The following is a 20,651-nucleotide window of genomic DNA, read 5'->3' as shown; positions in this document are numbered from 1 at the left end:
TTACAAACCCAGCGTATTAAGTATGGGGAGTTTATCGCGAACGATTCGACGGGCATCCGTTGCTGAATGTGATTTGAGGGCCAGGGTGGCCAATTGCTGTGCCTCGGGGAGCGTCACGCTCGCGAGCACGGCGGCGACTGCAGAGAGGGCACGTGCGGTCATGGACAGCGTCGAGACGCCGAGTCCGACCAGCACGACCGCGAGCGCGGGGTCGGCCGCAGCCTCGCCACAGACACCAACCGGCTTGTCGTTGCCCTCGTCGCGCGAACCGGCCACGGTCAGGCGGATCAACTGCAGCACCGCTGGCTGCCACGGCGTGTTGAGGGCTGCGAGCGGGCCGAGCTGGCGGTCGGCGGCCATGGCGTACTGGGTGAGGTCGTTGGTGCCTAAGCTGACGAAGTCAACGTGTTCGAGAATGCTCGCGGCGGTGAGTGCCGCAGAGGGGACCTCGACCATGACGCCGGACGTCTTCAGGTCGGCTGCGGCGCAAAGGCCAGCGAAGTGCTCGGCTTCCTCGGCGGTGGCTATCATCGGTGCCATCACCCAGACCTGGGCCTTAGTGCCGTCGGCGGCCTGCGCGATGGCCTGGAGCTGACGCTCGAGTACTCCGGGGGAGGTGAAATCGGTGCGGTAGCCGCGCACGCCGAGGGCAGGATTCGGCTCGGAGGCATCTGTCAGAAACGGCAGCGGTTTGTCGGCGCCGGCGTCGAGAGTGCGCACGACGACCTTCTTGCCGGGGAACGCGTCGAACACGCCGCGGTAGGCCTCGACCTGTTCGGCGATGCTGGGCTCGATGTCTCGTTCCAGAAAGCAGAACTCGGTGCGCAGCAGGCCGACACCCTGGGCGCCGGCGGCTGCGGCTTTGACCGCATCCGTGGCCCCGCCGACGTTGGAGAGCAGTGGAACCAGGTGGCCGTCTTTCAGGCGCCCGGTGCCGTCGAACACGGCGAGAGCGGCGGTGGTGGTCTCCCATTCCTTGGCCAGGTCGACCTCGTCGGCGCCGGGGTCGACCAGAATCGTTCCGGCCGCGCCGTCAACGAAGACGATGGTGCCGTCGGTCAAGCCATCGACGCCGAGGGCGGCAACCACGGCCGGCAGCCCCAGGGCGCGAGCGATGATGGCCGTGTGCGACTGGGGTCCGCCGCTCGAGGTAACGAGGGCGAGTACCCTCGACGGGTCGAGAGTGGCGGTGTCGGCCGGTGCGAGATCCTCGCCGACCAGAATGAACGGCGTGTCCGAGTACGGGATTCCGGGGGCCGGAACGCCGCGCAGCTCGGCCACGATCCGGCCGCGCACATCGAGCACGTCGGTCGCCCGTTCGGCCATGTAGCCGCCGAGGTTGTGGAGCATTTCGGCCACCGAGGCGGCGGCGTCCCAGATCGCCCGTTCCGCTGAGGAACCGTTGGTGATGAGCTTGACGGCAGCCTTGACCAGCATCGGGTCGTTCGCCATCAGCGCCGTCGCCTCCAGCACCTCCCGGCCGGCGCCCGAAGCGCCGACCGAGCGAGCTGTGAGATTGGTTTGCGCGGCCTTTGCTGCGACCCGCAGGGCAGCAGATGCCTCCTCCGGCGTGGTTCCCTCGGCCAGACGTTCGCCCGCACCGGGTTCCCTCACAGGCTGGGGCATCAACAGGATGGAGCCGACGATACGGCCGGGGCTGACGCCGACTCCGGTGAAGGTGCGGCCGGTTTCGGCTTGGTCGGTACTCGCCTTGCCTGAAAGCGTCTGCACGATCGTCCTCAATTCCTTGATCCCCAGCCTGCGGCTGGGCGTCACTGTACTGCGTGGCATTCTTCGCGGGTAGTTCCCACGGGGTTCTTACCGGGTCAGGCGTTGACCGGGATAGCTTCCGAGACTGCGGGCTTGCGTACCGCGTAGCGCTTGAGCCCGACCACGGCGAACGCTGATACAACAGTACCGATCGCAATGGCGAGTACGAACAGCAGGAAGTTGTCGATGGCAAAGAACACGAACATTCCTCCGTGTGGCGCCTTGCTCGTGATGTTCCAGGCCATGGACAGGCCACCGGTGACCGCGGCGCCGAGCATGGCGGCCGGAATAACCCGGAACACGTCAGCGGCGGCGAACGGAATGGCGCCTTCGGAGATGAACGAGGCACCGAGCAGCCAGGCAGCCTTGCCGTTCTCGCGCTCAGACAAGCTGAACAGTTTCTTGTCGATCGAGGTGGCTAAGGCCATTGCGAGCGGCGGAACCATGCCAGCGGCCATGACAGCGGCCATGATCTGCCACGGCGCCTGGTTGGCGAGGCTTGCCGCACCGAGGCCGGCGACGGCGAAGGCGTAGGCGACCTTGTTGACCGGTCCGCCGAGGTCGAAGGCCATCATGAGGCCCAGGATGACACCGAGAATCACAGCGGATGCCCCGGTCATGCCGTTCAGCCAGTCGCCCAACCCCACGGTCAGCAGCGCAATCGGCCCGCCGAGAATGACGAACATCAAACCGGAGGCGACGATCGACGCGATCAGCGGAATGATCACGACGGGCATCAGGCTGCGCAGCCAGCGCGGAACGTTCAGCTTGGCGAAGCTCGCGGCCACGACACCGGCGAGCAGACCGCCGACGATACCGCCGAGGAAGCCAGCACCCATGAATCCGGCGACGGCACCCGCGACGAAGCCTGGTGCGATACCGGGTCGGTCAGCGATCGCGAAGGCGATGTATCCGGCCAGCGCGGGAACCAGGAACCCCATCGACAGGGCGCCGATCTTGAAGAAGACCGCGCCGAGGTAGATGAGCATTCCGCCGTCTGGCAGGTTGAACAGGCTGTTGTTGAGCACGACGTCATCGGCGACTTCGGTGATCTCGTAGCCGCCGAGCAGAAAGCCGAGGGCGATGAGCAGGCCTCCGCCAGCGACGAAGGGAATCATGTAGCTGACACCGGTGAGCAGCGCGCGCTTGAGCTTCTGGCCCAGGTGCTCGCTCCTTTCCTCGGAGGCGCCGCCGAGGTCGACGGTGTCGCTGACGCGACGTGCATTCGGGTTGAGTGCGGCTGCGAGGGCTTCCTCGATCAGTCGGCCGGGTTCGTCGATGCCGCGCTTGACCGGGGCGTTGATGACGGGCTTGCCGGCGAAGCGTTCGCGGCCGCGAACGTCGACGTCGACAGCGAAGATTACGGCGTCGGCGGCAGCGATGACCGCCGGGTCGAGCGGGGTGACGCCAGCCGAACCCTGGGTTTCTACCTGCAGGTCAACGCCGACGGCCTTGGCAGCCGCCACGAGTGAGTCGGCGGCCATATAGGTGTGCGCGATGCCGGTCGGGCAGGCGGTGACGGCGACGAGGCGCTTCACGCCGATCTGAGCCGGACCGGTGCCGGCGTTTGAGTTCTCAGCGGCACTGGCAGTATGTGCGCCAGCGCCAGCGCCAGCGGCAACCGGAACCGGGGCGACGACATTGCCCACGAGTTCGACGATCTGCTGCGCGGTCGACGCGTCCCGCAGGGCGGTGGTGAAGTCCTTCTTCATGAGCGACCGGGCGAGCTTGGCCAAAATCTTCAGGTGTTCCTGGTCGGCACCCTCCGGGGCTGCGATGAGAAAGACCAGGTCGGCGGGGCCGTCTTTCGACCCGAAATCGACCGGGGTCGACAGGCGTGCCAGCGCGAGGGTGGGCTCCAGCACGGCCGAGGAACGGCAATGCGGAATGGCGAGGCCGCCCGGAATGCCGGTGGCGGTTTTCGCTTCGCGAGCGAGGGCATCCGCGTACAGCGCCTCGATCTCGGTGGCGCGACCTGACTCGACGACGAGCTCGGCCAGGCGCCGAATGACGTCCTTCGGCTCGCTGCCGAGATGGGTGTCCAGAGCAACGAGCTCCGGGGTAATCAGTGCACTCACTGGTCATCCTCCTTTGGATGTGTGGACAGGACCGGCCGGGGGACCGATTCTGGGGCAAGGTCCGTCACTGTGACGGCGCTGGGGTTGGTTTGGTGCAGGGCGGGAACAGTAGAACCAGGTAGGGAGGCCGCAGCGGCGCCGTGGGCGGCGGCCTGGCGCAGGCGGTCGGGGGCGCTCGCGCCGAGGTTGCTTTGCAGCAGGTAGCCGGCTAGGGCCGAGTCGCCGGCACCGACGGTGCTCACGGCGATCATCGGCGGCGTGGTCGCGAGCCAACTGCCCTCGGCGGTGACGAGCACGGCGCCCTTTGCTCCGAGCGTGGCCAGCACGGCACCGACGCCGCCGGCGATGAGCACGCGGGCCGCATCGACAACAAGCGCGGGGTTCGCCTCGAGCGTGTCGCCGTCGCACAGACCGCTCAGTTCCGCGAGTTCCTCACCGTTGGGTTTGAGCAGATCGGGGTGTGCCAGGGCCGCTTTCACCAGTGGGCCGCCCGACGAATCTACGGCCACTTTTGGTGCCGCCGAGCCGAGCCGTTCGCGTAGTTCGCGGATGATACGGGCGTAGAAATCGTCGGGAACGCCGGGTGGCACCGACCCGGCCAGCACGAGCCAGCTGGCGCCGACCGACTGCTCGAGCACTAGGTCGATGAGGGCGTTCTGCTGGTCTGGGCTCAGCTCTGGTCCAGGCTCGTTGAGCTTGGTGGTCGTGCCATCGGGTTCGGTGATCGCGATGTTGCTGCGGAGCGGTTTGCCGATTGGCAGGCCGAGGTGTGGAATGCCGTGGCTGGTGAGGGCGAGTAGCACCGGGTCGTCCGCGTCGCCGGGAAGGATGGCCAGGCTGCTGATGCCGCTCGCTTCGAGGGCACGGCAAATGTTGACGCCCTTGCCGCCGGGTTCGCCGTGGGCAGCGACGGCGCGTTGCACCTCGCCGCGGGCGAGCGGGCCGGACAGCTCGATGGTGCGGTCGAGGCTTGGGTTCGGGGTCAGGGTGACAATCATGCGATCACGACGTCGACGTCGGCTGCGGCCAGGGCTGCGGCAAGATCGGCGGATGGCGCGGCATCCGTTATCAGGGTGTCGATTGATGCGAGGGCGGCGAAGGAGACGAGCGTCTCCTGGCCGAGCTTGCTGGAATCGGCGAGAACGACGACGCGCCGGGCCGTGCGGACGATCGCGGATTTGACGGCGGCTTCGACCGAGTCGGGGGTACTGAGGCCAAAGGTCGCGCTGATGCCGTTGGTGCCGATGAAGGCGATGTCGGGGCGCAGCGCGGCGAGCTGGGCGACGGTGCCAGCGCCGACGATCGCGCTGGTCAGCCCGCGCACCCGACCGCCGAGAATGTGCAGGTTGATGGCGTCGTTGCGGGAGAGCTTGGCGGCGATCGGAACGGCGTTGGTGATCACTAGCAGCTGGTCGCCGGAGACTGCGGGCGCCCAGCCAGCGAGGCGCTCGGCGAGGCGCTCGGTGGTGCTGCCGGCATCGAGCACGATCGAGCCGGTTCGACTCACCGGAATCATGCGCATGGCCGCATCGACAATGCGGGACTTCTCGTCGAGGCGCTGGGTCTGACGCTCGTCGAGGCTCGGCTCCGACAGGCTCAGGCGATCTATGCCGACGGCGCCGCCGTGCACTCGGCGCAACTGGCGAGCGGCCTCGAGGGTGTCGAGGTCACGGCGCACGGTCTCGGCGGTGATGGTGAAACGCGCGGCGAGGTCGGTCACGGTGACTCGCCCCTCGGTTGCCACGAGTGCGGCGATTAAGAGTTGTCGTTCTTCGGCGAACACGAATTGCCTCCTCGACGATGAGTGACACGGGCCACAAGAAGTTGTTTTCATTGACTTTAGCTGTGTTTATTTTTGTTTGTCAAGAAAAAACAAGATAAACAAAGAAATTGTCTGGATCGGGTTTAACGGTTGCTGTCGGTTAGTCCTGTCGGTGGCCGGCGGTAGCGTGAATGGTATGAAGATTTTGCACACCTCGGACTGGCACATCGGGCGCACCTTCCACACCCATTCGACCCTCGAACACCTGGCGGTCGTGTTCGACGCCCTCGTTGCGGTGGTGGGCGAGCGAGGCGTCGACGTGGTCGCCGTGGCGGGTGACGTGTTTGATTCCGCCATGCCCTCGAAAGAGAGCTACGCGCTGCTGACTCGTGTCTTGCGGCGTCTGAAAGAGGCCGGGGCATCCGTTGTGATGACCAGCGGAAACCACGATTCGGCCACCCGGCTGGGCTTTCAGGCCGAGTGGGCGGCGCTGGCCGGCATCCACGTGGTGACCCGTCCGGAGCAATACCTCGAGCCGATCACCATCAGTGATGAGCACGGACCGGTGCACTTCTATGGCATTCCCTTTCTCGAGCCCGTACTCATTCGACATCTGCATCCCGCTGAGCTGCTGAAGACGCATGAGCAGGTGCTCCGGTTCGTCATGACCCAGATTCGGACCGACATGGGCGTGCGCGGCGGGCGCAGCGTCGTGCTGTCGCACTGCTTCGCCGCCGGCGTCGCCCCGGCTACCGCGGCGAGTGATGTGGAGCGCGACATCACGGCCGGCGGACTCGACGTCGTCCCGCTGAGCGTCTTCGATAGTTGTGACTACGTAGCGCTAGGGCACATCCACGGCCGGGCCACCCTCACCGACCGCGTGCGTTATTCCGGGGCGCCGCTGCACTATTCCTTCTCCGAGGTGAGTAAACCGCGGGGAGCCTGGCTGGTCGAACTCGATGCCTCCGGCCTCGGCGCGGTCGATTGGGTCGACCTGCCGGTGCCGCGGCGGTTGGCAGTGCTCACCGGCGAGCTCGCCGATCTGCTCGAAAACTCTAGCTACGCCGACAACGAGAGCGACTGGGTGAAGGCCATCCTCACCGATCAGGTGCGCCCGCTCGATGCTATGCGTGCGCTGCAAGCTCGGTTTGCGCACGCGGTGGCGCTCGAGCATCGCCCGGCGATTCGGGTCGACCCCGGCGATAACAGCTACGCCGAGCGCATTCGTGCGGCGACGAGTGACCCCGAGATCGTGGCCGGCTTCCTCTCCTTCGTGCGCAACGGCGTCGGACCGACCGAATTTGAGAGTGCGCTTGTAGCCGAACTGCTCACCGAGCAGTCCACCCGGGCGGTGAACTCGTGAAGATACTGCGGTTGCGGCTCGCCGGGTTCGGCCCCTATAAAGACGAACAACTCGTGGACTTCGAGCGCTTCGACAATGACGGAATCTTTCTGATCTCCGGCAAGACCGGGGCTGGCAAGTCGAGCATTCTCGACGCCATTTGTTTCGCCCTTTACAACCAGGTGCCGCGTTTCGATGGCAGCGAGCTGAAGCTGCGCAGCGACCACTGCGTGGCCGGCGACCCGACGTTTGTCGAACTCGACTTCAGCGTCAACCAGTCCCGGTATCGGCTGCGCCGCAGCCCGGCGTACGAACGACCCAAGAAGAACCAAACCGGGGTCACCATGGCCGCGGCGACCGCCGTGCTGCAGGTTCTGGACGACGCCGACGGTTCCGATGAAGGCGGCTGGCGCGGCATCGCGGCCAAGCCCGGTGCCGTCGGTCACGAACTCGATGCCATTCTGCCGCTCAAGGTCGACCAGTTTCTGCAGGTGATCCTGCTCGCGCAGAATCGATTCCAACGATTCCTGCTCGCCAAGACCGAGGAGCGCCGCGCTGTTCTGCGCACCCTGTTCAACACCGGCCGCTTCGAACAGCTGGAAGCCGCGCTGATTCTGCGCCGTAAGGGATTGGACGAGCAACTGGCGACGAGCCAGCGCGACCTCGAGCAAAACCAGACCGTTGCCGCGCAGCTGCTCCGCCACGACGGGCCGCTCGCCGCACCGACCGCGGGGTGGTTTGCCGCTGCCCAGCACGATCTCGCCGGGCAACTCGATGCTGCGACCGTTGAGCAAGCTCGTACCATCGTCGAATTGGCCACCGCGACCGACCAGCACCAGTCCCTGCTGCAGACCGAGCAGCGTCAGCTTCGTCGATCCGCTGCCGCTAGTGACCTGGCTGTGCTCGACTCCCGGCAGGACGACATCGTTCGGGAGCGAGCCGATCTGCAGAACGCCGCGCGCGCTGCCAGAGTCTGGCCGCAGGTTCGGGCGCGCCACGAGGCAGCCAGCGCACTGGCGGCGGCCGAGAGCGCACTGGCTGCAGCACAGGCGCAGCGCGAGGGTGATCGCCCGGCTGAGACGTCAGGTGCTGCTGGTGCTGCCGGTCGTTCGCGAACGTGTGCGGCATCCGTGGAAACGCTCGGGCAGCTTCAGCCAATCATTGACGGGCTGCTCGGTCGCCTCGGTGCGCTCGAAGACGCCCTCGCCGATGAGGTCGCCCTCCCTGAGCTCGACAACGAGATCGCCGAGCTGCTGATCGAACAGCTGGAAGGCACTCGCGCTCTCGACGTTGCCCGCGCCGAGGTCGATGCTTTGCCCGAACAAATCGAGGCGATCACCGCTGAGTACTCCGCGGCACAGCTCGCGGCTGCTCGTCAGCCCGACGCGACGATCGCCCTCGACCGTGCCGCCCTTACCCTGGCGGCCGCGCAGACCGTCACGCGGCTCGGTAGCGTCCTGCTCACCGCACAGCAGGCCGAGTTGACCGCGAGCGGCGACAACGCCGACGCGGCCGCGCACTACGAGAGCGTGCTCGCCCGTCGCTTTTCGGGATTCGCCGCCGAGCTCGCCACCCGGCTGATCACCGGGGACGCCTGCGCGGTGTGCGGGTCAACAGCACACCCTCAGCCAGCCCTCGGTCACGATGAGCCGGTCACCACTCACGATCTGAACGTCGCGCGCAGCATGGTCACCGACCGGCAGGGTCAGCTCGTCGTGGCCCAGAACACAGTGCAATCGGTCGATCTCCGCCTGGCTGAAGCCCGCGCCCTCACCAGGGGGCGCGGCGCGGCCACGATCACGGCCGAGCACGACGCAGCAACCGAAGCGCACCGGCTGGCCGATCGAGCCACTTCGACCCTGCCCGATTTGCAAGCCCGGCTCGCTCGGATGCAGTCCACGATGACCCAGGCGACCGCCAGCGTTGAGGAACTGCGCGGCCAACGCGATCAGGCCAGCACGGCACATGCCGCTCGGGTCAGCCAGCGGGAGGCCATCTTCGGCCGGATCGCCGCGCAACGCGGCGAGTTCGACAGCGTACGCGGCCAGGCCACTCACCTGCACAACGCGCTAACCCAGGCGCGCACGCTCGCCACTGCGCTGAGCCTGGTCGACGAGTGCGGCGCAGCCGAAGACGCCGCGCACTGCCGCCTGCGCGCGCAGCTGGCCGAGGAAGCCTTTACCGATGAGACTGCGGTGCTCGCCGCGCGACTCGACCAGCCCGAGATTGAACGACGCTCGAAAGCGCTGCGCGTGCACGACGACTCCCTGGCGGCAGCCCGCGCGACCCTCACCCAGCCCGACCTCGCGGATCTACCCACCGAGCCCGTCGACGTCGCACCAGCCGCAGCCGCAGCTGCCGCCGCGAGCACGGCACGCGATACCGCATTGACAGTGCAAAGCTCCTTGGTCGACCGCACCGCGACCCTCTCCGTGATTGTCGGCCGGGTTGGCGCGCTGTTCGCGGCATCCGCTCAGATGCACGAGATGCAGCAGCAGGTGCGTCAGCTGGCCGACGTCGTACACGGCGACGAACCCAACACCAAACGCATGCGACTGGAAAATTACGTACTGGCCGCACAGCTTGAGGAGATCGTGGCGGCTGCCAACATTCGGCTGCGCACCATGACGAGCGGCCGCTACACCCTCGAACACGATGACTCCCTGGCTTTCGGCGGGGCACGGTCGGGGCTGGGGCTCGCCATTCGCGACGAATACACCGGTCGGGCCCGTCCAACGCACTCGCTGTCGGGCGGTGAGACCTTTCTCGCCTCCCTGGCCCTCGCCCTCGGGCTCGCCGAGGTCGTCACCGGGCAGGCCGGCGGCGTCACCCTCGACACTCTCTTCGTCGATGAGGGCTTCGGCTCTCTCGACGGTGAAACCCTCGAGACGGCCATGAGTACCCTCGATTCCTTGCGTGCCGGCGGTCGCACCATTGGGCTGATCAGTCACGTCGACTCCATGAAGGAGCAAATCCCCGCAACTCTGCGCATCGTGGTAACCGACCGGGGGTATAGCGAGATTGAGGGCGGTGACCGCACCGAGTGACGGGTATCGCTGGGCGGGCCAATCGTTCGGGGTGCCTGCAGGCATTGCCGATCTGGGGTGACCCTGTCACCATCGGAGCGTTGCCGCAATGATGCGAGCCGCGTTAGGGAGCCCGAATGAAAAAAATCCTCTATATCGACCTCGACAACACCCTCGTCAACGTGCAATCGGGAATCGACCGTTTGACCAACGCGGAATACAGCCGCTACGAAAAACGACTCGATGAGGTGCCAGGCGTTTTCGCACGAATGGAACCGATCAGCGGCGCGATCGAGGCGTTTCACACCTTGGCAAAATCGTTTGACACTTACATCTTGTCGATGGCGCCGTGGGGCAACGCGAGCGCCTGGCAACACAAATTGGAGTGGGTGCAGGAACATTTAGGAGCGGATGTGACCGGGCCGGCATACAAGCGGCTGATCCTCTCGCACCACAAGCATTTGAATCGCGGAGACTTTCTGGTCGACGACGGTTTGGCCGCCGGCGCTAACCGATTCGAGGGGGAGCTCATCAAGTTTCTGGCACCGAAGTTTCCGGACTGGCACACCGTTACACGCTACCTGCTGGAGCGGGCCGAAAGGTCGCCACGTTCAGAGCCACGCTCCAAGCGGGAAGCCCGGTCGCTGCGCTCGAGCACTCTGCAGACCGTGGTGTCCCCGGCTCGGTGATTCTTCCGCAAGTAACAGTGAGACATTAGGAGTTTTGGTGCTTGAGCGAGTGCCCGCGTCGTTGTATGTTAACGCTGTCTGAATCGTCCGATCGCCTTACCGGCCGGACTGATCTCTTTGTGTGCGACAGGATTTCACGGTGCGAGGTGTCTGCGGTCAACGCCTGCGTGCACCGCGACCAACCCTGATAGAACCTTGTCGGTGCGGAGTATACATCTTCTGAAAGTCTTGACCAGGGGTTTACCCACATGTAAATCTGGGGTAATCTCATTTTCCAGACGGGCAATGACCTGGCAGGGAGTTTTCCCCTCGCGAGTCAATGCCACCAGATGATTGGGTGACGACATGGTGGAACTGAAGTCGGATTTCGTTCCGGTGGGCGAAGTAAGCGCCGATGAGCGCTCCAGAATGGCCTTTGGTAAGGCCGGCGTGCACCGTGATGATCGGTACGCCGTCGCGGTCAATGCTGAGGGTGAGATTCTTCTGACGCCGCTCGTGTCGATTCCCCGCCGGGAACTTCTGGTCTGGGACGACGAGGGCATTCGTGCGGCTCTGGTGCGTGGCCTTGAGCACAGTTCCAAGGACGAAACGAGTGAGGGCGGTGACTTCACCCGGTACGCCGAGGAGGAGCACTCGCTTGAGGACGAGAACGCCTCCGCCGAGCCCCGGTCATGAGCTTTACGCTCCTCCTCACGCGGGAAGCGGCATCAGGACTCTCCATTCTGGAAGCGAAACCACAACTGGTCGGCCGACTGAAGCGCGTGCGAACCGCGCTCGGTCGGCTGCAGCTAAACCCCGAAGATCCGGCCCTGCGCTCGCACAAGTACGTGTCGCTCGCGGGCAAGAAGGGCGAAGCCGTCTGGGACTCCTACATTGAGCACCGCACGCCAACGGCCGGTCGCATCTACTGGCACTATGGCCCAGGACTCGACCGCATCACCGTCGTGATCATAACGCCCCATCCATAGCGCCGCCCGCCCGCGCCTACCCTCGCCCGAACGGGGTGGGTGCGCGGGTGCACCCGAGGTGGGGGCGCGCTACGGTAACCGGCGCAGCGGCTACCGATATCGGGCGCGGTCATGCGGGCAGCGGATGCCGCGCCAGCCGCTCAGACGCAGGAGCCTGCTCGCACCGCGCTCTGCTCGGTGCCTGCTCCTCGGTCGGCAGCTCGGTGCCCGCAGCTTAGAACGGGTTGAGCAGCCGGTGCAGAAACTGACGGGTGCGTTCGTGCTGCGGGCGCCGCAGCACCTGTTTAGGGTCGCCGTGCTCGACGATCGTTCCGCCGTCGACGAATGCGATCTCGTGGGCGACCTCGCGGGCGAATTCGAGTTCGTGGGTGACGATAACCATGGTCCACCCCTCGTCGGCGAGCTCCTTGATCAGGCGCAGCACGTCGCCGACCAGCTCCGGATCGAGAGCGGATGTCGGCTCGTCGAATAACAGAACCTGCGGCCGCAGGGCGAGTGCCCGAACGATTCCGACCCGCTGTTGTTGGCCGCCGGAGAGCTCGAACGGAAAGCTATGCCGTTTGTCGGTCAGACCGACCCGATCGAGCAGGGCGAGCGCCTCAGCGGTCACCTCGGCGGCCGGGCGTCGTTGCACTACCACCGGCCCCTCGATTACGTTCTGCAACACCGTTTTGTGCGGGAACAGGTTGTAGTGCTGGAAGACCATCGCCGACCGGTCGCGCAGGCCGGCCAAGTCTTTCGGTGAGGTTTTCGCCGCAAAATCAATGGTCATCGGGGCGGCCGAGCGCTCGCCCCGACCCGCAGCTGAACCGCCCGGACCCCGGTCACTCGTGCTGGCGGCAGCGACGTCGATCGTGCCGCCGTCGGGCAGTTCCAGCCCGTTCAGGCAGCGCAAGATCGTGGTCTTGCCCGAGCCGGACGGGCCGATCAGAGCTAGCACCCGACCGCGACCGACAGTGAGGTCCACCGACTTCAGGACCCGGTTGCTGCCGAAACTCTTCTGCAGGCCGCGCACGCGCAGCAGGGGGGTGGCATCCGTTGTGCCGGAACTCACACTGGCGGACAGGTCAGCGGGCGACATAGCGGTCCAATCGCTTCTCAAGAAAACCCTGACCGGTCGAGAGGACCAGGCAGATTACCCAGTAAATCAATGCAGCTTCGAGGTAGACCAGCATGAACTCATTGCTGAAGGATGCGATCTGCTGCGCCTCGCGAAAGAGCTCGGTGACAAGGATCACGGAGGCTAGTGACGTGTCTTTGACCAGACTGATGAACGTATTCGACAGCGGCGGCACCGACACGCGGGCAGCCTGCGGCAAAATGATACGGGTGAGAGCCCGATTACGCGACATGCCGATCATGTAGGCGGCCTCCCACTGGCCTTTCGGCACCGAGAGAATCGCGGCCCGGATGACCTCGGCGGCGTATCCGCCGACATTGATCGAGAACGCCACGATAGCGCTCGGCCACGGGTCGATGAGCACTCCGATCGACGGCAGCCCATAGAAGATCACGAACAGTTGCACCAGCAGGGGAGTGCCGCGCACGATCGAAATGTAGCCGCGGGCAATGCTGGAGAGCGCGCGCTTCGACGACAAGCGCATAAGAGCCAGTACGAGCGCAAGCACGAGTCCGATCGCAAACGACGTGAGAGCGAGCGGAATCGTTCCGCGCACTGCACCGTCAAGCAACGGCCAGAGCGAACTGACGAACAACTCCCAATAAGGCTCGATCATAGATTAGTTCGGTTACTGGCTGACGTCGGCGCCGAAGTACTTATCAGAGAGCTCGGCGAGCGTTCCATCATTGCTGAGGGTCGCCAGCGCTTCACTCACGGCGTCAGCCAGGGCGGTGCCATCCTTCGCGAAGGCGAACGCACTCTCGGAGCGCTCCTCGGTCTCGGCCGCGATCTTCAGGTTGTCGGCACCGTTGGTCTTCTGGTAGTCCAGAAAGGTCAGCTTGTCGTTGACCGTGGCATCCACCCGGCCCTGTTCGACCAGGGCGACAGACTGGGCCCAGCCTTCGATGGACTGAACGTTTGCGCCGCTCTCGGTGGCCAGGGTGTACCAGTTGCTACTCAGTGACTGCGCCGTGGTCAGGCCGTCAAGGCTCGAAAACGAGGTGATCGACGTGTTGTCGGCGGGAACCACGATGACACCGGTGGAGTAAGTGTATGGCGTCGAGAACGCGTACGCATCTAGGCGCTCCGGGGTGATCGACACTTGGTTGGCGATGGTGTCCCAGCGGCCGGCGGTGAGGCCGGCAAAGATGCCGTCCCACTGGGTTTCTTCGAACGCGACGTCGACGCCCAGCTCGGCTGCTACAGCACGGGCGACCTCAACGTCGTAGCCGGTCAGTTCGCCCGAGCCGCCTTCGTGGAACGAGAACGGCCGGTAGGTGCCCTCTGTGCCGATCGTGAGGGTGCCGGAGTCGAGCACGCTGGTCAGTGAATCGTCGGTGGCGCTTGAGGCGGAGCAACCGGTGAGGGTGAGAGCGACGACGCTGAGCAAAGCGGCCGGAATGAATTTGAACTTCATGAAAAGGAACGCCTATCGAACTAGGTTGGGGTCGTGTTGCACCCGAATGGTGCGGAGGCCGCGGATAGCGCTCTACTCAGAATAACAAGGAGCCGCAAGCTCCAATTATTCCGGATACGCCCGATATCAGACTACGAGCGCAAGGCCAGGGTAAAGGGCAGCACTGCCGAGGCACCGTGCTGGCGCAGCAGGCGGGCGGCCACGGTCACGGTCCACCGGCTGTCGGCCAAGTCATCGATGAGCAGAATGGGGCGCCCGGTGAACGGTGCGAGGGCCTCGGCGAGGTCAGGCCCCACCGTGAACTTCTCCCAGACCCCTGATAACCGGTAGGCGCTGTTACCGCCCGGCTCGCCGGTCGGGCCGCCGTTCGCCCAATTCAGGGCGCCCAGCCACGGCAATCGGCCGACCTCAGACAGCGATTGGGACACCGAATCGATCAGAAGTGGATGCCGCCGCGACGGTATCGAGACAATGGCCGCCGGCCGCTTCGCCCATCCCCACTCGGCGAGTACGCGCACACAGGCGGCCAGCATGGCGGGCGGGGCTGCGACATCCGCTGCACCGGTGGCGAAAACGTCGCGCAAGGGGCCGCCCCAGCCGAGGTCGGTCAACCGAGCCAGCGCGCGGCCAGGCTCGGCGTGTTCGGTGAGCGGAATCTTGCCGGTGGCCAAAACGCCGAGGCTGCTCATGCCGGTGGGCCATTGGGCGCGCGCATCGATGGCGACGCCCACCCGGTCGAGCGTGCGCGCCGCCGTGGCCGCTGCTCCCTCGGCCAGATCGACCGGATACCAGGGGCCCCGGCAATTGTCGCAGCGGCCGCAGGGCACGGCGGTATCGTCGTCGAGGGCGCGCTGCAGAAACTCCATGCGACAGCCGGTGGTGTTCTCGAATTCGAGCATGGACCGCTGTTCGCCGAGTCGGGCAGTGGCGATGCGCTCGTAGCGTTCGGAGTCGTAGACCCAAGGCTGCCCGGTGGACTGCCAGCCGCCCTTGACCCGGTGCGCGGCGCCGTCGACGTCGAGCACCTTGAGCAGCAGTTCGAGCGGGGTACGCCGAAGGTCGACCCTGGCCTCGAGGGCCGGCGTCGACAGCGGGGCGCCGGCGGCTTCAAGCGCGCCGATCACGGCGAGGGCTTTCGCCTGGTTGGGCATCGAAGCGGTCGCGAAATAGTGCCAGATGGCCTCGTCTTCGGCGCCGGGTAGCAGCAGCACGTCGGCCGAGGCGGTAGCCCGGCCGGCGCGTCCTACCTGCTGGTAATACGCAACGGGGGAGGAGGGCGCCCCCAGGTGCAGCACGAAGCCCAGGTCGGGCTTGTCGAAGCCCATGCCCAGGGCGCTCGTGGCGATGAGCGCCTTGACTTGGTTGGTCTTGAGCAACCCTTCGGATTCCTCACGTTCAACCGTGTCGGTTTGCCCGGTGTAGGCGCGCACCGCATGGCCGGCCTCCCGCAGCAACCGGGCGGTGTCTTCTGCCGCCGCCACGGTGAGGGTGTAGATGATGCCGCTACCCGGCAGATCTCCGAGATGGCTGAGTAGCCAGGCCAGCCGCGCACGTGAGTCGGGCAGGCGCAGCACGCCGAGGCGCAGCGACGAACGGGCGAGCGGGCCGCGAATCGTGACGACTTCTGCGGGTTCCGCCGCCGTGCCGACACCGGTGCTGGCTTTGTCGAAACCAGCGGCGACCCTGCCCACCTGCTCCGCGACATCCTGCACGACCCGGCTGTTGGCGGTCGCCGTCGTGGCGAGCACCGGAACGCCTTTCGGCATCTGGGCGATCAGGTCGCGCAGGCGACGGTAGTCCGGGCGAAAGTCGTGGCCCCAGTCGGAGATACAGTGTGCTTCATCGACCACGAGCAGGCCGACGCGGGCGATCAAAGCTGGCAGCTGCTCATCGCGGAAGGACGGGTTGTTCAGCCGTTCGGGCGACACCAGCAGCACGTCGACCTCGTCGGCGTCGAGCTGACGCAAAACGTCGGTCCACTCGTGCGCGTTCGACGAGTTGATCGACACCGCTCGTACCCCGGCCCGAGCCGCCGCGGCAACCTGGTCGCGCATCAGGGCGAGCAGCGGCGAGACCAGAATGGTGGGGCCGGCCCCCCTGCGTCGCAGCAGCAGAGTCGCCACAAAATATACGGCTGATTTACCCCACCCGGTGCGCTGCACGACGAGTGCCCGGCGCCGCTGGTCCACCAGGCTCTCGATCGCCTCGTACTGTCCGTCGTGAAAGTCGGCGTCCTCCCGACCCACCAGGGTGCGCAGAATGGCCAGAGCGGATGCGCGGGTGTCGGTCATCCTTCAAGGGTGCCAGATACCACCGACAGTGCGGTCCGCCTTCGGCTCTGGGTATGCGCGGACAGCGACGCCTGTCAGCTGCTCGACTCACACAAAATCGCGTGGAGAGTCCATTCCGGTCGGCGTCCGCGCGCGTACTGTTCTGGTATCGCTAGATCGCGGCCGGGTATCTCAATCGAATAGCTCTGCATGCAGGTGGTCTGGCTGTCGTCAACGCCGGGCTTGCAGACAACGCGATGTTCATGTTTGAGCTCATGGGGCCGGTTCTCGGTTTCGGTGACACTGACAACCCCGCAGTGAGCGCAAATTATCTGCGTCAGTATCGGCAGTTTTACGCTTTGGCGGCAGTCTCAGTATTCATCATGGCACTCGCTTATATCGTGGCGAGTTTCGCTATCTCGCACCTCGACGGCACGGATGCCGCCAGCATCATGTGCGGCACGCATCTTCGCTCATTCGTCCTGGCGAATCAGTCCTTTGGATTCGGTGGTTACCGTGGGCGTGTGTTCGGTCATTGTGCTGGTCGGTGATCCATGCGGGTAGAGCTTGCTCATGACGACGACCCGAGCGCCCGTAGCGGATGCTGAGGGAATCGCCCGACGCTGTGCAACACACCCACCGAACCAACACACCCACCCCCGAACCACCCCGGCGCACGTAAAGGGGTTGCCCTGCCTTGGCGCTGGCAGGCGAGACTTCCGCGCGGATGGTCGGTTTGTGAGCGGGTCACAGCGCGTGTCACGGGGTATCCGTCGCCTTTCAGCGGAATCGCTCAGTAGGCTCGGTGGGTGAACGTGATTCAGGAGATCGAGACCCGACTGCCGGAACAAGCGGTCGTCGGTTTTCGCCGACTCACCGGCCAGGCTCGGGTGGGTGACCCGATCCTGCTGCAGGAACGGGCAATGGCGCGCATGGTCGTGCAGGCGCAGTGGATTTTAAACCGGGTCGGCACCGACGGCATCCGTTTGACTCAGGCCGGACACCTGCCGCCGGCCGTCGTCGTGGAGGCGGCTGCCGAGCTCGACTGGGGCTGGCCGATCAGCGTCAACCGCGAAGTGCACTTGCGACCTTTGCAGGAACTGCGCGGGCATCTGCGCGACATCGGGCTGTTGCGCGTTCACAAGGGGATGCTCGTGCTCACCAAAAAGGGTCGCGCCCTCACCGGGAATCCGCGCGAGCTTTGGTGGCACCTCGCCCGCACTATTCACCACAGTCGGACTGCCGCCGTGAGCGATGCCACCCGACTGCTGCTGCTGTTCGTCGCGACCCGCGGCCTCACCCGACGCGAAGACTATCTGGTGACCCTCGCGCGTGCACTCGGCTCGCTTGGCTGGGTGCAGTCCGATGGTCAGGAACCGACGACGGAGTCGGTCTGGCACCTCGTCGACACCAAATGGCGCCTGCTCAACCGGCTCAGCGTCTTCGAACAGACCGATGCCTGGCACGGTGACCGTAGCGCTGTCACCGTTGGCGGCGCGGCCTTCGCCCGAGCCGCTCTGCAGTCCGAGGCGCCGGCCGCCGGGTAGATCATGCCCGCGGCATCCGCTGCCCGACCTGAGTGGTTGGATGGAGGAATGGATGCAACGCCTGACTACATCGCCGATTTCTCTGCCTTTCTCCAAGCGTCGCCGTCGTCGTATCACGCCGCCGCCGAAGTGGCCCGGCGCCTCGACGCGGTCGGCTTCACCCAGCTGAGTGAGTCAGATAACTGGACCGATGCTGCCGAAAGCACTGGCTTCTACGTCTTGCGTGACGGCGCCGTGATCGCCTGGTCCCTACCCGCCGACGCCGGGCCGACCAGCGCCGGTCGAACTGCCCCGTTTCGCATTCTCGGCGCGCATACCGACTCCCCGGGGTTCAAGCTCAAACCGAAGCCCACGATCGGCTCGCACGGCTGGCTGCAGGCCGGAGTCGAGCTTTACGGCGGGCCACTGCAAAACTCCTGGCTCGACCGCGAGCTTGAACTCGCCGGCCGACTGGTCACCCGCGATGGCACCGAACATTTGGTGCGCACCGGGCCATTCCTGCGCATCCCGCAGCTCGCCGTGCACCTGGACCGCGAGGTCAACAACGGCCTCACCCTCGATCGGCAACGCCACCTTACGCCGGTCTTCGGCGTCGGCGATGCTTCCGAGGCCGACTTGGTTGCGCACCTGGCCGGTCTGGTCGATATCGCGGCAGCGGATGTCGCCGGCTACGACATCCTCACCGCCGACACCAACGCGCCGGCCATCTTCGGTCTCGGCAATGAGTTATTCGCCGCCGGGCGCCTAGACAATCTCTCCTCGGTGTACGCGGGCCTGCGCGCCCTGATCGCGACCAGTAAACAAACCACCGGCCCGATCAGCGTGCTCGCTGCTTTCGACCACGAAGAGCTCGGCTCGCAGTCGCGCTCCGGCGCGAGCAGCCCACTGCTCGATGACATTCTCACCCGGATCGGCGCTGGCCTGGGCGCATCCGTCTCGGAGCGACTGCAGGCTTACGCCGAGTCGTGGTGCCTCTCGGCCGATGCCGGTCATGCCGTGCATCCCAACTACCCCGAGCGCCACGACCCGGCCAACACGCCCATTCTCGGCGGCGGCCCGCTGCTCAAAATCAATGCCAACCAGCGTTACGCGACGGATGCCCATGGTGCGGCACTGTGGGCGCGTACCTGCGCCCAGGCCAACGTCGAGTACCAGGAATTCGTCTCCAACAACACGGTTCCCTGTGGTTCGACCATCGGACCACTGACCGCGACCCGCCTCGGAATTCGCGTCGTCGACGTTGGAGTGCCGTTGCTGTCGATGCACTCCGCGCGGGAACTCTGCCACGTCAACGATCCACAGGCGCTCAGCGCGGCCATAGCTGCGTTCTTCGTGCCCGAGATGTAACCGGTCGTTGGACAGGCATCCGCTCTCGAATTTTTCATTGGCGACGAAACTCAAGGTGGCACACGCTCAGGCCGCAGTCGCGCATAAAGTGCGCAACAACAATGTCGCCATCTCCATCGACAAGCTGGGTCAGGAGCGGTTGCTGATGGGGCGCGGGCTAGGGCTCCAGCTGCAACCGACCGATACGGTCGACTCGGCCATCGCATCGCCTACTTCAACGAGCACCTCGTTCAGGTCGGTGAAGTCATCGCCGACGGCATTTTCATTCTCGACCGGTACAAGAAAGAAGTCCTTCGACTGGTATACGAGGTTATCTCGTCGAACGTCGCGCGCCTCACTCGCCAGCGTCGAGACAATCGTTTAAACTTTGTGGGTGGCCTGCGGTACGTGTTTTCGTGTCAGAGACCACCTCGTTTGGAGTAACACATGAACTCCCCGCGCATCGCGTTCCTCGACGTGGACGGCACCCTCATCGATTCCGGAGAGGTCATCGCCCCGTCCACCATCGAGGCGGTACGCACCGCCCGCAAAAACGGGCACCTCGTTTACCTCAGCACCGGGCGAGCATCGGTCGAGATCTACCCCGCCATTCGTGAGATCGGATTCGACGGCACGATCAGCGCCGGCGGCGGGTTCGCCGAAGTCGGGGACGAGCTCGTGATCGCCCGCACGATGCCCGAGGCAGCGGTGGCGCGCATGGTCAGCTTCTATCAGGAGTCCGGATTCGACTTCTACCTGCAGTCCCTCGACCAGCTGTACCCGAGTCCAGGAGTGCGCGCGCGTTTCGCGACCTACCTCGCGGACGACCTAGAACGCCGCGGCGAAACCCGTACTGAACTGCTCTCTGTCACCGACCGAAACGAACACGCGGCGCTAAAAGCCTTCGCCAACGTGCGCCCGCTCAGCTATACCGGGATCGCAAAGTCGGTCTTCCTCGCCGCCGACCCGACGGCGTACGACCGCGTGGCCGAGGCTCTCAGCTCGGATTTCCACGTGATCACCGGCACCATCCCGCACATGGGCACGGGCAGCGGCGAGGTGACCTACAGCGGGGTGAACAAGGGCAGTACGATCCTGCTACTTCTCGAACACCTTGGCATCCAGGCAGAATCCGCGATCGGTATCGGGGACAGTACCAATGACCTCGAAATGTTGCAGGTCTGTGGAGTAGGCGTCGCCATGGGCAACGCGACCGACGAGGTCAAGATGCACGCCGATGAAGTCACCACCGCAGTGCTTGACGACGGTGTCTGGAATGCCTTCCGTCGCCACGGTTTGATCTGACCGAGAAAGATCTGATCGAGGCGCGGGCTGA

18 protein-coding genes are annotated in these 20,651 nt (G+C 65.3%); 10 read left to right on the top strand and 8 right to left on the bottom strand.

Annotation, left to right across the window (positions count from 1 at the left end):
* The 4 genes from ptsP to CXY71_RS18295 are packed head-to-tail and all read right to left on the bottom strand — an operon-like array spanning position 1 to position 5,631.
* Complete coding sequence (gene ptsP, locus CXY71_RS18310; RefSeq protein WP_104138821.1) at positions 1-1,791, bottom strand: phosphoenolpyruvate--protein phosphotransferase; 1,791 nt, start codon at positions 1,789-1,791, stop codon at positions 1-3.
* Positions 1,792-1,826: 35 nt separating this feature from the next.
* Complete coding sequence (locus CXY71_RS18305) at positions 1,827-3,848, bottom strand: fructose-specific PTS transporter subunit EIIC (RefSeq protein WP_104138817.1); 2,022 nt, start codon at positions 3,846-3,848, stop codon at positions 1,827-1,829.
* Entirely contained in the window at positions 3,845-4,846 is a 1,002-nt protein-coding gene (locus CXY71_RS18300; RefSeq protein ID WP_104138813.1) for a 1-phosphofructokinase family hexose kinase, read from the bottom strand. Before CXY71_RS18300 ends, CXY71_RS18305 begins: the two co-directional genes overlap by 4 nt.
* Complete coding sequence (locus tag CXY71_RS18295; protein WP_104138810.1) at positions 4,843-5,631, bottom strand: DeoR/GlpR family DNA-binding transcription regulator; 789 nt, start codon at positions 5,629-5,631, stop codon at positions 4,843-4,845. The genes CXY71_RS18300 and CXY71_RS18295 overlap by 4 nt, the downstream gene beginning before the upstream one ends.
* Before the next feature lie 175 nt (positions 5,632-5,806).
* Between CXY71_RS18295 and CXY71_RS18290 the strand changes: the two genes are divergently transcribed.
* From CXY71_RS18290 to CXY71_RS18270, 5 genes are all read left to right on the top strand, one after another.
* Entirely contained in the window at positions 5,807-6,973 is a 1,167-nt protein-coding gene (locus CXY71_RS18290; RefSeq protein ID WP_104138807.1) for an exonuclease SbcCD subunit D, read from the top strand.
* Positions 6,970-9,999: an AAA family ATPase gene (locus CXY71_RS18285; protein ID WP_104138804.1), complete on the top strand. Its 3,030-nt coding sequence runs from the start codon at positions 6,970-6,972 to the stop codon at positions 9,997-9,999. Before CXY71_RS18290 ends, CXY71_RS18285 begins: the two co-directional genes overlap by 4 nt.
* Before the next feature lie 116 nt (positions 10,000-10,115).
* Positions 10,116-10,667: a hypothetical protein gene (locus CXY71_RS18280; RefSeq protein WP_104138801.1), complete on the top strand. Its 552-nt coding sequence runs from the start codon at positions 10,116-10,118 to the stop codon at positions 10,665-10,667.
* Positions 10,668-11,012: 345 nt separating this feature from the next.
* Positions 11,013-11,342: a hypothetical protein gene (locus CXY71_RS18275; RefSeq protein ID WP_104138798.1), complete on the top strand. Its 330-nt coding sequence runs from the start codon at positions 11,013-11,015 to the stop codon at positions 11,340-11,342.
* Entirely contained in the window at positions 11,339-11,635 is a 297-nt protein-coding gene (locus CXY71_RS18270) for a hypothetical protein (RefSeq protein WP_092451240.1), read from the top strand. The genes CXY71_RS18275 and CXY71_RS18270 overlap by 4 nt, the downstream gene beginning before the upstream one ends.
* A 214-nt stretch (positions 11,636-11,849) precedes the next feature.
* On the opposite strand, the gene CXY71_RS18265 is transcribed toward CXY71_RS18270, so the two are convergent.
* The 4 genes from CXY71_RS18265 to CXY71_RS18250 all read right to left on the bottom strand — a co-directional run bounded on the left by CXY71_RS18265 (position 11,850) and on the right by CXY71_RS18250 (position 16,463).
* Positions 11,850-12,716, bottom strand: a complete 867-nt coding sequence (locus CXY71_RS18265; protein ID WP_104138794.1) for an amino acid ABC transporter ATP-binding protein — start codon at positions 12,714-12,716, stop codon at positions 11,850-11,852.
* Complete coding sequence (locus CXY71_RS18260) at positions 12,703-13,371, bottom strand: amino acid ABC transporter permease (protein WP_104138792.1); 669 nt, start codon at positions 13,369-13,371, stop codon at positions 12,703-12,705. The genes CXY71_RS18265 and CXY71_RS18260 overlap by 14 nt, the downstream gene beginning before the upstream one ends.
* 12 nt (positions 13,372-13,383) lie before the next feature.
* A complete protein-coding gene (locus CXY71_RS18255) occupies positions 13,384-14,172 on the bottom strand; it encodes an amino acid ABC transporter substrate-binding protein (protein ID WP_104138789.1) in 789 nt (262 codons plus the stop codon).
* 131 nt (positions 14,173-14,303) lie between these two features.
* Positions 14,304-16,463: an ATP-dependent DNA helicase RecQ gene (locus CXY71_RS18250; protein WP_104138787.1), complete on the bottom strand. Its 2,160-nt coding sequence runs from the start codon at positions 16,461-16,463 to the stop codon at positions 14,304-14,306.
* Between the two features lie 242 nt (positions 16,464-16,705).
* Here CXY71_RS18250 and CXY71_RS18245 point away from each other — a divergent pair, with 242 nt between their 5' ends.
* The 5 genes from CXY71_RS18245 to CXY71_RS18225 all read left to right on the top strand — a co-directional run bounded on the left by CXY71_RS18245 (position 16,706) and on the right by CXY71_RS18225 (position 20,620).
* Complete coding sequence (locus tag CXY71_RS18245; RefSeq protein ID WP_146071813.1) at positions 16,706-16,993, top strand: hypothetical protein; 288 nt, start codon at positions 16,706-16,708, stop codon at positions 16,991-16,993.
* Positions 16,994-17,251: 258 nt separating this feature from the next.
* A complete protein-coding gene (locus CXY71_RS18240) occupies positions 17,252-17,989 on the top strand; it encodes a hypothetical protein (RefSeq protein ID WP_104138781.1) in 738 nt (245 codons plus the stop codon).
* Positions 17,990-18,037: 48 nt separating this feature from the next.
* Entirely contained in the window at positions 18,038-19,336 is a 1,299-nt protein-coding gene (locus tag CXY71_RS18235) for a M18 family aminopeptidase (RefSeq protein ID WP_104138778.1), read from the top strand.
* Positions 19,337-19,373: 37 nt separating this feature from the next.
* Positions 19,374-19,700 (top strand): CAT RNA binding domain-containing protein, encoded by a 327-nt coding sequence (locus CXY71_RS20785; protein WP_233198441.1) that lies wholly within the window; start codon positions 19,374-19,376, stop codon positions 19,698-19,700.
* A 62-nt stretch (positions 19,701-19,762) separates the two neighbouring features.
* Positions 19,763-20,620, top strand: a complete 858-nt coding sequence (locus tag CXY71_RS18225; protein ID WP_104138775.1) for a Cof-type HAD-IIB family hydrolase — start codon at positions 19,763-19,765, stop codon at positions 20,618-20,620.
* Positions 20,621-20,651 lie beyond the last annotated feature (31 nt).

The organism is Cryobacterium sp. Y62 (assembly GCF_002929785.1).
In the GTDB taxonomy this organism is placed as follows: domain Bacteria; phylum Actinomycetota; class Actinomycetes; order Actinomycetales; family Microbacteriaceae; genus Cryobacterium.
The sequence above is the reverse complement of the archived record's forward strand: the minus strand, read 5'-3'. Positions and strand labels throughout refer to the sequence as shown.